We start from the raw sequence: 12,134 nt of genomic DNA, 5'->3' as shown, positions 1-12,134 counted from the left end.
CTACCTGCCTTTTGGTCAATCCGCGATCTGCTGCGACGAACCTCAGAAGGGAAGGACGCGCACTTTAATCGAATATACCGCGGGTTAGTCGCCCGCGTAGCGAGGCGATGACGAGCAGCTAAAATAATGGGCAATATGATCAAACTGAGTGTTTGACGAGTTCCAGTTTCCTTGAGACGTTTTAGTTTTAAAGTCGGATTTTTTAAGCGGAGGCTTAAATGAATATAAAATCGCTTGCTTTGGGAATTGGACTTGCGCTTGGAGCTTTCGGGCTTTCGATCTGTGCATCTCCACCGGCCGTTGCAGACACCGTAAATCCACTCTCGCTTCCTTCGGCAACGTTCAACCTACAAACTTGCAGCTTTGGGCAGTGTATTAGTGGGGATCAAGGCACGATTACTCCAAACTCGAACGGGCCAAACCAAGACAACTATCAACTTTCAGGAAATGGGGGGACGGCGACGGGGGGTTACTCGCTTTGCTGCAGTATCGATGCGATGGCAACGGCCTCTCCATCCGGTTCGGGCAGCATCGTCTCGTCAGTAACGCAATTGACGTATCAGATGGAAATTTTAAGCACCAACCACACTCAGGATTCGCTTACCGTGGCTGCTCTGGGCAGCGTAAACTTCACAGGTGGGTCAATTCCTGGCGAAACCGACACGGCTTATGGAACATGGATCCACTTCGACACGACCGGCATCAACATGTTTTGTCATGCCGACACGTGCAGCGGGCTGTCCATCAATATGACCGAACTACTACCAACGAACGTGCCCATCACCGTCAACATAGAAGCCTCTGCCGTCGCTGACTCGATCAGCAGTCTTAATATCTTCCAGACCAGCAGTGCAACTATGGACCCGTATTTTTCGTTCGCTGCTGGTTTCGATCCCGATGGCGATACCTTGATCTTTAGTCCAGGTATCATCAACACGCCTGCCGTCCCCGAGCCCTCCACTTGGGCCATGATGATCCTCGGTTTCCTCGGCCTCGGCTTCATGGCTTATCGGCGCAAGAGCAGCAGCAGGTTTCGCTTCACCTGATCTTAGCTGCATCCGCTGACAGACAGACCGTACGCATACGACGAAGTACGACGAAGACCGCCTGATTGACGCATGCGCGCGGGCATGGCGAGCTCTATGATGGCGTTGCGTGAAGGTCAGGCAGCCTGCTGATCGGCGGGCTTGTCGGCTTGGCGCAGGAGCTTCCATTCCCAGGGCAGCAGTTCGTGCAGACGCGACGCGGGAAGATCGGCGATGCGGGCGAGCACGTCGGCGAGCTCCCAGGCCTGAGGGTCGATATCGTTCATCTTCGCCGTGACGATGAGACTATACATCACCGCTGCCCGCTCACCCCCGCGATCGGAGCCGGCCCCCTACGTGATCTCTACTGAACGCGCGCTCGCGACTTCACCTCAAACAACCGTCAATATGTTTCAGCGATGGTACCGGCATCTGGCTTTGCCGGTTGCACAAGCCACAGTGGGCGCAAGGCTTTCATCACGGGTCTAACGCAAAAAATACCGACCGTCGGTGGATCGCTGTCAGCCCACCACTCGCGAGAGACGTCCGGAGTGTGCGCGGGGAGATTAATTTACACGGGCCGACGCCTCGCGATCGCCATCGTTCGCCGTGTCGGCGGCCACGAAACGCTCAAAGAGCACAGCACCAGTCTCTCGAATTAAAGCCCTTGCCCGCTCTAGCTCCTTAGCCCCCTCGGCTTTTTCATCATCACCGGCAGCACCTAGCAGAAGTTGTCCTCGGACGATCCGGGCTAGACATTCAGGAACTCGCGCGTGGCGCTCTTTCGCAACGTTTATTGCCTCGTCAACAGCAGAAGACGCCCTCACACTATCGCCATTCATTCTGTACGCATTTGCTAGGTCTGCCAAAATACGAGGTTCGTTTTCGAGGCCAGCCTTTCGCGACCGCGCGAACCTGAGCGCGTCGGATAAGTCCTCGATAGCTGAAGTGAGCCTCCGAGAGACGATGTGGGACAGTCCGCGACATGCCTGGGCGTAAACGCGCAGGTAGGGGTTGCTCGTCCTTGTTGCGATAGAAAACGCTCGGTCAGCATGTTCTTGAGCGAGTGCGGCGTTGCCTGTTGCCCAGGCAAGGTCCACATAAGCTAAACTTGGTATGACATGATGAAGTGCGTCCACCTTGGTGCTGTCCAGGCTGAGGATGCGATCGAGGAACGGGCGCGCCTCCTCTCCTTGGCCAAGCATAACCAATGTTTGGCCGCGCATCACAGCCAACCACACGTCAACGTCGAAGCCGAGCGTTTGACGATCAAATTTAACAATCTCGTGCGCCCGGTCCATCGCCGAGATGTTCATACGAAGCGCTTCGGACATTTTGCCTGCGGTCCGCAACGCATGACAGAGCACGGCTTTTAGGGCGATTTGAACGCTAATGTCATTACCCCGATCGGCAATCGCCGTCGCTTCGACCACCTTCTCCACGTACTCGTCTGCCGAACCGCCGTTCGCCAAGTTCCGACCATAGGCCGCGTGAATAAGTGCATTTGCCCTAGTGTCACCCAAGGTAAGGGCAAACTGCTTGGCCTCCTCAAAGTAAAGCAGCGCCTCTCGCGCTGGGATGCCCTCACGCCAACCGAAATTTACGATTTGGCCAGAGGCCATCATCTTCAAGTAGTCTATTGTCTGAGACGCGGGCAGGCTTGAAAGCAGCTCGCGCACCTTCTTCCAGCTTCTCAGTGCCTGGCTTGGATCGTTTGCGCCTATCCAAACGGCAGAGCGCATGTTCTGTTGCGCCGCTCTTAGGTTTTCGCCAGCTTGCTCGAAGTGATAGGCCAAGAGAGACGCTCTCTCGTCCACACGGTCCTTAAAGACACTCTCGATCGCCTGAGCGACTTTTAAATGAAGCTCTTGATGTCGTTCATGTAGGAGTGATCGGTAAGCAACCTCTTGGATAAGTGGATGACGAAATGCGAGAAGCCGCTGTTCGAAGGGCGGCACATCGTAAAGCAGCTCGGCTTGTCTCAGATGCTGGACCGCTTCCGATAGCTCGGTCTGCTCCATACCCGTGATCCGATCAAGAATCAGCATCGATATTTCACGACCAATTACGGAGGCGATCTCTAGTAATTTTTTTGCGTTCTCTTCGAGACGGTCGATCCGAGCGGCGATAACGGCCTGCACAGTCGAGGGGAGAGGAATAGAATCAATTCCACCTTTCAGACTGTATGAACCCCTCTCGCCCACAAAGTCTCCTCGCTCCACGAGCGTATTGATAAGCTCCTCGAGAAAGAAGGGGTTTCCCTGTGCCCGCTCTATGATGTTCCGGCTTAGCAACGCCATCGAGGGGTCACCACCAAGGTGATCCTGCACCAGAGTTGCTGATTGTGCTGAGGACAGTGGGCGCATGTTGATTTGTCGATAGTGTGATCGCTGCATCAGCGGCGCGACGAACCCAGGCCTGAAATTAACGACCAGAAAAGTAGTAGTCCCTAGAACTGCGTCAGCTAAAGCTTCAACGAACTCTTCGCTCGCAGCGTCGATCCAATGCAAATCTTCAATTATAACGACTGAAGTCGGTTCGCGGGGCGAGTGCGGCAATGCCCTGACAAAGTCGAGGAGTTGCGTTTTTCTCGTTTTTGGATCTAGCTTGATTGCCGGTCTCTGCGGGTCAGCTAGGCCTAGAAAGTCTAGCAATATGGCTGGTAGCTGCTCGGAGACAGGCAGCGCGGCTAACCGCTCAAGGATGATGCAGCGCGAAACATCTGGAGTCTGTCCAGAGCGAAGGCCAAAATAATCGCGCATCAACTCTAGTACAGGCTGAAATGGCGTTGCTCGCCCGTGAGCTAGTACACGCGCCTCAAAGACACGAATACCGTTTCCGCGGCAATTCTCGGCAAACTCGAAGCAAAGGCGGCTTTTGCCGATGCCAGCCTCTCCTACGACGCCGACTACACGACCTTCACCCCTGATCGTATTTTCAAGCTCTTGCAGAAGAGCGCCAAATTCGCCTGTTCGACCGGTCAAGGGACTTAACCGAATTCCGCTGCGAAAGGCGCCGCTAGAAGGTGCATTCAATAATCCGCTCAGCTTAAAAATCTCAACGGATGCCGCGATCCCACGAACGGCTTGCGATCCGAGCGATTCGACTTCAACGAACTGCTTGGCTGCGGTGTAGGTTTCTTTCGAAACAAGGATGGCTCCCGCCTCGGCCAATTGCTCCAGGCGATTGGCGAGGTGCACATTGAGTCCGGCAGCATCATAGGTCTGGTACATTCCGTGGTCTATCGTTTGAACTACGACATCGCCCGTATGAACGCCAACTCGGATCTGCAAGTCAGGATCGCCAAGGAGTGTTACCCCGTCCTGCATCGCAAGTGCCGACAGACAGCCGCGTACGGCATGATCCTCGTGAGGTTGGGGGGCACCGAAGATTGCCATAACCCCGTCGCCCTGCGACTTGTTGACGACGCCATCATACCGGACCACGGCCTCTTTCATGAGGTCGAGAACGGGTCGGAGGCGACGCATGCCCAGTTCGGGATCACCCAAACTATCGATAAGGCTGGTTGAATTACGAATGTCCGCAAATAGGATGGTCAGTCGCTTGCGCTCGCCACCTTTGGCGTTCAACGAGGCCAAGACATGCTGCCAAGGCGAGCTGGGTGCTTGCGGAGCGGCCGTTTTCAGACGGGCACTGCATTGCCCGCAAAACCGTGCCGAGCGACCGTTGAGGTGGTGACAGGCGCTGCACTCAATTCCGAGAGCGGCCCCGCATCCCTCGCAATACTCGTTGGTGCCTTTATTCTGAGCACCGCAACGCAAACATTGCATCACAGCCCCTCAAATGACAACCGAGTGCAATTTCTGCCTGGCATTATAAACCTGTTTGCGGATTAATTCCATGCCGCCCAGCAACACGACCAAGATTACCGCCCTTGCCTGTTGGCTTTAGATCATCAGCGGCCGCCGAATCTGCAACGCTAACTAATTTTCCATTCGCACAATGGTTGTGGTATTAAGGCGGGTCTCGGTCGTATTTGCAACTTGGGGGAAGGTATGTTCGAGCCTCCATTGGACGTTCCTAGACGTCTGTTGCGAAGTCGGGATGACGAACGGTGGCGACGGAAAGTCACAGCCGTCATGAGGCGCTTTCAGAGCACTTTTCTGGATGTTGCTTACGACGTCGCTTGGGAAGTCGATGCGTTCAACGGAGTAGCTTGGCGGCAGATTTGTCAGCGACATGTCAGATTGTACGGAGGCTTATTGCGACATCGAGCGATCGGTCTAGAAGCTATCGCCTTACTGTTTGCGCACGAAACTGGCCACCACTTTGGCGGGCCACCGCGGGACGGCACCTACACCTGGATGACTACCGAGCGACAGGCGGACTTTTGGGCAGCTCATGCCGGCATTAAAGCTGTCTGGGCTAACGACCAAGAGGAGGCAAAACGACAAATCTTTCTAGGAGCCAAGCAAGTTCTGGCATTTGAGTTGAGCATGATGAAACATGCCGACGAAGAATATAAGCGCGAGCAATTGTCTCGGGGGCGTGACGATCATCCGTTGCCGTCGGAGCGCTTTAAAATTTATATGGGTGCGCTTCGTTGATCTGATTGAGATAAAGGCAGCCGTTAAATCTGTTTCATATCCAGTGGAGAAAAGTAATGGGTGCAGCATTTTTTTCCGGAGGGACTAAACATATACGGGATGTCCTGGGCGACGCCTTTGGTCCCCTCAACGTCCAGGCCAACGGGACTTCCTATGGCAGCTTATTCAATCCGACCGGTGGAAGCACGCTCGCGCAGATAGCAGATACACCCAACATGGATTTGCCGACGACTGGCGACAAACACTGGCCGACCTTACATGTGCGCTTCCAAAAGTTTCTTACCGCACTTTACCAAGCCGATCCCACAACACATACGAGCATCATGACGGCAATGCATAACGCTCTGACGGCCAGTCCGGCGATGCCCATGAGATTCCACGTTGCCCATCAGAATAGCGGCTATAATTTTGTGAGTTGGGCTGAAGAGGACGACTCCGGGGTGACGTGGGTGAATTGCTTGCTGTTTTGTCCTGCACTTACAGGACCGCTAGCAGAAAGGCTTCGCCGTGTTACTAGGCGCAATAGGGCACACTATACTGGACGAAATCAGGCGGGCAGCAGAAAGGGTTCGAGGTCAAAAAAAAAGGCCTCGACGAAATCTAAGAGTTGATATCTAGAATCAGAGTTGACTTCCTGCTCTGTCGGCCAGCATTGCGAGCATGAGTACGATTGGCGCGGACGGCCGCCTCTCGTCCGACATCGTGGCCCGGATCTCAGGTTCGGGTCCTCAAGATGACCGAGCAGTAATTCACGCTTCCGACCGCGATGTCGGCCTGAGACTGGCGAACCGAAAACCGAGCGGGACACTCCCGTGCGGCTTCGAACTGTTCTGCCCGCTTCCTAGACAGTGACCTTCGACTGAGGAGGTTTTATCGGCTTGGGTATTGATGGAGAAGTGGGACATTTGCTCAAAGCCAACATTCCAGCTTCACGCGCAATCGGCGAAAACTCCGTGGCTACGTAGGAAGATAGATTGCTGCCGAAGTGTGAATAAGTATAGAGATCGTCAGCAACCTGCCGAATAGCCGGTAGGGAGGATTTGAACACTGTGGTGCGGCCGTCGCGGCCCATGCTGATTATCGCAGGTTCTCTTGCCTTACCGACGGCCAGATCAACGACGTTGCCGTGAATTAACGTGTTGCGGTTTTCCGTGAGCGCGCGCATTCCCTTGATGTAGGCCTCGACGGCAATTTTGGCTTCTTCCGGCCATTCGCGCATCTGAAACGAGCGATCGAGAATGGTGGCGCGCTCGGTTGGATTGATCCGGGCGCAAAAGACCGCGGCCTGGTTTGTCGAGATATTGGAAACCGCTGACAGCATATAAACGTGCGTCGTCTCGAACCTCAGGTAATTGATGTTCATGACGCCAAGCGCGTGGACGACATCCTCGCTCGCAACCTCGTAGGTCGGCCATTTCTCAGTCATTGGTTTCTACCGGTTTGTGGCGGCTTCTAGCGCGCGCCGAATCGACCTTTCCCTGCCGCATGGCGCGGTATTCCTCTTGGGTGAACATCACGGTTGCGATGGCAGCCTCGATATTGCTCTGATACCAGCCGAACTCGTGCATGTGCCGCCAGTGGGCGTCGTAGTCGGTTTCGCCCTCTTTCTTAACCGTTGGCGGTGGCTTCAGGCCGAGAAATGAGGTGAGGGCCATGCGGTACAAGGTACGCATACGACGAAGACCGCCTGATTGACGCATGCGCGCGGGCATGGCGAGCTCTATGATGGCGTTGCGCGAAGGTCAGGCGGCCTGCTGATCGGCAGGCTTGCCGGCTTGGCGCAGGAGCTTCCATTCCCAGGGCAGCAGTTCGTGCAGACGCGATGCGGGAAGATCTGCGATACGGGCGAGGACGTCGGCGAGCCAGGCCTTGGGATCGACGTCGTTGAGGCGACAGGTCGTGATCATCGTCAGCATGATGGCGGCACGGTCAGCACCCCGCCGGCTGCCAGCGAAGGTCCAGTTGCGCCTTCCCAAGGCGATGCCTCTCAATGCGCGCTCAGCGCAATTGTTGGTCAAGCAGATCCTGCCATCGTCGAGGAAGCGGGCGAAGTCGTCCCAGCGCCTGAGCATGTAATTCATCGGTTTCAGGACCTCGGCAGAGCGCGACAGGGTTTCGCGCTCACGCAGCAACCAGGCGTGCATGTCCTCGAGAAGCGGCTTGCTCTTTTCCTGGCGCACGGTGCGCCGCTCGTCGGCGCCGCAGCCGTTAATGGCGCGCTCGATCTCGAACAACGCATCGAGGCGTCTGACCGCCTCCAGCGCGATCGGAGAGACCGGTTTGCCCTTGTTACCTTCCCGAGCATTTTTCTCGATGTCGGCCAGCTCGAAGAAGCCCCGCCGCGCATGGGCCAGGCAAAACGCCGGTGTGATCGGCAGCACCTTCTTGCGCGGGTCGAACAACGGCTCAAAACCATTGTAGCAATCGGCTTGCAGGATGCCGGCGAAGGCGGCCAGATGCTTCTGCGGGTGCTCACCTCGCCGGTCGCTCGAGGCGTAATAGACCGCCGCCGGCGGCGCAGGCCCGGCAAAGGGCCGGTCATCCCGCACATAAGTCCAGATCCGACCGGTCGTGCACTTGCTTTTGGCCAGGATGCGGATGGTGGTGTCGTCGCCATGAAGGCGCTCGGCAGCGAGCACATGGCGCTCGATCAGGTGGAAGAGCGGCATCACGGCGAAAGTCCCGTGGCCGACCTGATCGGCCAGCGTCGACAGCGGCAAGTCGATCCTCTCGCACTTGAAGCGCGCACTCTGGCGGTTGAGCGGGATATGCATGCCGAACTTGTCGAACAGGATCGTCGCCAGCAACTGCGGGCCGATGAAGCCGCGCGGCGTGGCATGGAACGGCGCCGGCGGCTGGGTGATCTTCTCGCAATCGCGGCAGGTGAACTTCTCGCGCACCGTCTCGATGACCTTGAAGCGACGCGGGATCTCCTCCAGCGTCTTGGTCACATCCTCACCGATCTTCGCCAGCCGCGATCCACCGCAGCAGGCGCAGGCCGTTGGAGCCTCAATGACGACGCGCTCGCGTTCGATATCATCCGGCCATGGCTTGCGCACCGGCCGCTTGCGCATGAAGGGGCGGACGTTCTGCGTCTTCGCCGCCGCGGCCTGTGCGGCAAGCTCATCCTCGCTCGCCGTGGTGACGAGTTCTTCGAGCTCCAACTCCAGCTGCTCGAGCAGCCGTGCCGTGCGCTCGGAGCGCTGCCCGTACAGTTCGCGTTTGAGCTTCTCGATCCGCAACTCGAGATGCGCGATCAGCGCCTCGTTGTCCGACAGCTCCGCCCGCGCATTGGCCGCTTCGGCTTGCCAATTGATGGCTTCGGCTTGTATCTGGGTGACCTTCGCCGCGGCCGCATCGCGTTCGACCTCGACCCGCAGCCGCGCTTCGCGTTCAGCCCGCAACGCCTCACGTTCGATCAATAGCGCCGCCTGGGCGCTGGCAAGATCCGAAGGAAGATCATCCGGCTTCAAACTCATGAAGCCAGTGAATCAGATTTCCCGGGAGGTTCAATCGCAGAATGCTATCCAACCCGCGTTGGACGCAAAGTTTCTTGAGGATTCCGCCAGTCGATCCCAGACAGCAGGTAAGAAAGTTGTGCCGGAGAGATCGTTACGGCTTCACCAGCAGCCGAAGGCCAAATGAATCTTCCTCTTTCGAGTCTTTTTGTAAACAGGCACGCTCCCTGAGAATCGTGCCAAATGATTTTTATCAGGTCTGAACGGCGCCCCCTGAAGCAAAACAAATGACCCCCCAGTGGGTCATGCTTCAAGACTTCCTGCACCTGCAAAGCCAAGCTCGGAAAGCCGCGCCGCATATCGGTATGGCCCGTCGCCAGCCATACCCGCACGCCAGAGGGGATCGGAATCATCGCAGCGCCTTCAACACCGCCGACACCAGCAAGGGCGGCGCCGACCCGCAAATCCTGATCCGTCCGCTCCCCGTCAATTCCACCACGATCACTTCACCGGACGGCGCCGCTTCCTTGATCGGCTCCGCTTCCATCGAAGCTTCCACAAAGCCCTGGTCAGCAAGGTCCTGGCGAAGCCGGCGACGCCAAGTGTAAATCAGACCCGTCGAAATATCGTGATCCCGCGCAACCTGCGCCACACACGATCCCGGCGCAAAGGCCTCCGCAACGATCCGGCACCGTTCATCCTCGCTCCAACGCCGCCGCCGTTCCGGCCCCGTCAGCACCGAAATCTGACCCATCAACCGCTCTTAAGCTCGCTCTTAAACACGTGCTTATGAGTGCTCAATCCACCTCTCAGAACAAGGCGGTCTTCATCGTAGGCGTACGGTACAAGAGCGCTGTGTAGAGGTGCAGGGGACGTTTGCCGGGTGCCACGATGAGCCGCTTCGGGTCAATCGGGTTTCCATGGATAAAATCGTTCCGGGCGTGGTTCATCGCACCATAGAGCCAGATCGGCAGCGTCCTCTTAGGCTGGCCGGGCTTGAACTTGTGCGGTTCGTAAATCGGGTCGGTGTTGTCTGACAGATTCCAATTCGTACTTTCCAGCAGCTTATAGACATCGTCGCATGTGCCATCCTCAGTCAAGATCTCAAAGGCGCTGACCCAAAGTGCAATCGAGCGGCCAAGATCATAGATGGTCACCTCGACGTTGCCAGGAAGCGCTGCCGCCGACATCGCCATATTGAGTGAGCGAAACAGCGAGGTGTTTTCCTTTGAGGGCGCCTGAGTGCTGAAACGCTCGACCCAACGAGTAAGCAAAGCTTCCAAGATGGGTCGATCGACCATTTTCGGTTCGAGGTGCATGTATGAAATGCCGGGAGAGGTTTGACCCTGCAGCGCCTTTACTTCATGCCAACCCATTTGGGCCATGCTGCTCATGACGAGGCCTTCGTACTTATTGTCGACGAGCCAGGGATAGAACGAAAACCAGTTGGCATATTTGATGTTGTGATTGTTCTCGAAGCGCAGGACGTGCGCCCATGAATAGGGTATTACCGACATCGCAATCGCGTCCCTAAATCCAGCCATCGCCTCGGCCGGTCGATAGAGATCGAACTTGTCCCTACGGACCAGAATGACACTGGGCGCAATCTGTTGGCCAAATTCGGTCGTGAAGCCGTTGAGGTAAGTGGCAAACTTCTCGTGGTCGTTGGCGAGAACAGCCAACCTGTTATCGTGCGGTGAAACGACGGCAACACCGTCGACCTCGAGTGCTTCTTGAACCGAGACGTTCTGTAGAGTGAACATCGGTATCCATTCAGACATTGGATGCCCCCAACGTGGTCACTGCGGAATGTCGAAAGCCATGACGGTCAGGATCAACTCGCGGTTCGTGTCTTTTGGATTCGAGAAAGTGTAGCGGAAACGCGTCTCACCCAAGATATCAGGGCCCCTCTTCTTGTTATGGTGCAATTCGGTCGCTTCCCTGATGGATTTTAGAACGTTCGAAAAATCCTTATTTCTATTGAAGATGGCCACGCAGGTCTTGGTGTCACGCCAGCTCAGATAGCCGAGAAGCTGGTCGATCGTCTCCAGGTATGCCTTTTGACCACCCCAGAACTTGCATTCGGCGATGAAAATGTTCTTACCTTCCACGCGAACAAGAATATCGGTTTTGCCCTCGAAATTGAAGGTTTCTCCCGTTGCCGTGCCTTCGAAGCGACCATTCAACTGGACCAAAAACTGTTGGCGAATGTCCTCTTCGCCCATCTTCTTGAACGAAGTTGGGCTGCGCTCCATGACCAGAGTCATGTTGTGCATGATTTCCAAAATCTCTTCGTAGATCGCGCTATCCATCGCAGGCTCCGGCCTGAACGGCGCCGATATGGGGGTCCGCTGGATGACGTTCTTACGCGTCACGGGGGCGACGTAGGTCTTGGGGCTGTCTGAGCGGGCCCGGATTTTAAATGGAAGGTTGGCAACGAGGTTTCGGTCCTTGAGAAGCCGCTCTCTTCTCGCAGCTATGGCGTCCTTTGCGTTACGCCGCAGCGTTTCGTCAAGTGTCTGAGCGTCTTTTCGAAGCCATCCGAGATACATGGCAAACTCGTCAAGCGTCTGCATCAAACCCTTGCTCACCTGCTCCTGATTTAGGTTTGTACCCTGAACCTTCAGAACCAGCCTGTTATTGCTCAGATTGCCGCGGGGCGGCGCCGAATTGAATTGAGACGGCTGAACCCAAAACATGCCAGGGTCCCCGGTAAAGGGAACGACTAGCGTGAGAACGGTGCCCATGGGATGGATCGTTCGGCCGTAGTCGTTGACGGTCAGGCGGACCTCCCGCGGCTCTTCCAAATGAGCTTCGTCCCTGAGCAGAACAGGCACATCGAAGCGGTATTTCTCGACAACCTGATCAATTAGGTCATCGATCGGCATGTTGAGAAATTCATCCGCGTTGATCTGCTGGATAAAGTTGCCAGCCTCCTTCTGCTGCGCATCCATCACCGTAAAAACCCGGTGATTATCAAAGTAGATAGCCATATTGGCGATGTCGTCTGAGCGGACCATTTTGAAATACCACTTGCGCGGGCGAATCGGGGTATGTGCATAATAGAGTGTGACGAAACGAAA

10 protein-coding genes and 1 pseudogene are annotated in these 12,134 nt (G+C 56.1%); 2 read left to right on the top strand and 9 right to left on the bottom strand.

Annotated features, from left to right (window positions below; genetic code table 11):
* The first annotated feature begins 218 nt into the window (after positions 1 to 218).
* Positions 219 to 1,046 (top strand): PEP-CTERM sorting domain-containing protein, encoded by an 828-nt coding sequence (locus tag ACP2YO_RS06405; RefSeq protein ID WP_426440100.1) that lies wholly within the window; start codon positions 219 to 221, stop codon positions 1,044 to 1,046.
* Between the two features lie 116 nt (positions 1,047 to 1,162).
* On the opposite strand, the pseudogene ACP2YO_RS06400 reads toward ACP2YO_RS06405, so the two are convergent.
* Both ACP2YO_RS06400 and ACP2YO_RS06395 read right to left on the bottom strand, forming a co-directional pair.
* Positions 1,163 to 1,375: pseudogene (locus tag ACP2YO_RS06400) on the bottom strand (transposase domain-containing protein); the annotation flags it as partial.
* Positions 1,376 to 1,591: 216 nt separating this feature from the next.
* The gene (locus ACP2YO_RS06395) at positions 1,592 to 4,816 is read right to left on the bottom strand and encodes an adenylate/guanylate cyclase domain-containing protein (RefSeq protein WP_426440099.1); all 3,225 of its coding nucleotides are present in this window, start codon (positions 4,814 to 4,816) and stop codon (positions 1,592 to 1,594) included.
* Positions 4,817 to 5,125: 309 nt separating this feature from the next.
* On the opposite strand from ACP2YO_RS06395, the gene ACP2YO_RS06390 reads away from it, so the two are divergent.
* Entirely contained in the window at positions 5,126 to 5,593 is a 468-nt protein-coding gene (locus ACP2YO_RS06390; RefSeq protein WP_426440098.1) for a hypothetical protein, read from the top strand.
* Between the two features lie 841 nt (positions 5,594 to 6,434).
* On the opposite strand, the gene ACP2YO_RS06385 is transcribed toward ACP2YO_RS06390, so the two are convergent.
* From ACP2YO_RS06385 to ACP2YO_RS06355, 7 genes are read right to left on the bottom strand one after another with little or no spacing between them, the layout of a single operon-like run.
* Positions 6,435 to 7,019, bottom strand: coding sequence for a hypothetical protein (locus ACP2YO_RS06385; protein ID WP_426440097.1), 585 nt, complete (start codon positions 7,017 to 7,019; stop codon positions 6,435 to 6,437).
* Complete coding sequence (locus tag ACP2YO_RS06380) at positions 7,012 to 7,305, bottom strand: hypothetical protein (RefSeq protein WP_426440096.1); 294 nt, start codon at positions 7,303 to 7,305, stop codon at positions 7,012 to 7,014. The genes ACP2YO_RS06385 and ACP2YO_RS06380 overlap by 8 nt, the downstream gene beginning before the upstream one ends.
* A gap of 30 nt (positions 7,306 to 7,335) precedes the next feature.
* The gene (gene tnpC, locus ACP2YO_RS06375; protein ID WP_426440095.1) at positions 7,336 to 9,072 is read right to left on the bottom strand and encodes an IS66 family transposase; all 1,737 of its coding nucleotides are present in this window, start codon (positions 9,070 to 9,072) and stop codon (positions 7,336 to 7,338) included.
* Positions 9,073 to 9,116: 44 nt separating this feature from the next.
* Positions 9,117 to 9,464, bottom strand: coding sequence for an IS66 family insertion sequence element accessory protein TnpB (gene tnpB / locus ACP2YO_RS06370; protein ID WP_082758020.1), 348 nt, complete (start codon positions 9,462 to 9,464; stop codon positions 9,117 to 9,119).
* On the bottom strand, positions 9,461 to 9,805 hold the full coding sequence (tnpA, locus tag ACP2YO_RS06365; protein ID WP_426440094.1) for an IS66-like element accessory protein TnpA: 345 nt from the start codon (positions 9,803 to 9,805) through the stop codon (positions 9,461 to 9,463). The genes tnpB and tnpA overlap by 4 nt, the downstream gene beginning before the upstream one ends.
* Before the next feature lie 55 nt (positions 9,806 to 9,860).
* Entirely contained in the window at positions 9,861 to 10,832 is a 972-nt protein-coding gene (locus ACP2YO_RS06360; protein ID WP_426440092.1) for a hypothetical protein, read from the bottom strand.
* An 18-nt stretch (positions 10,833 to 10,850) separates the two neighbouring features.
* Complete coding sequence (locus tag ACP2YO_RS06355) at positions 10,851 to 12,071, bottom strand: hypothetical protein (protein ID WP_426440090.1); 1,221 nt, start codon at positions 12,069 to 12,071, stop codon at positions 10,851 to 10,853.
* Positions 12,072 to 12,134 lie beyond the last annotated feature (63 nt).

It is taken from the genome of Bradyrhizobium genosp. P, from assembly GCF_049949265.1.
Taxonomy (GTDB): Bacteria; Pseudomonadota; Alphaproteobacteria; order Rhizobiales; family Xanthobacteraceae; genus Bradyrhizobium.
This window is presented reverse-complemented; position numbering and strand designations above follow the sequence as displayed.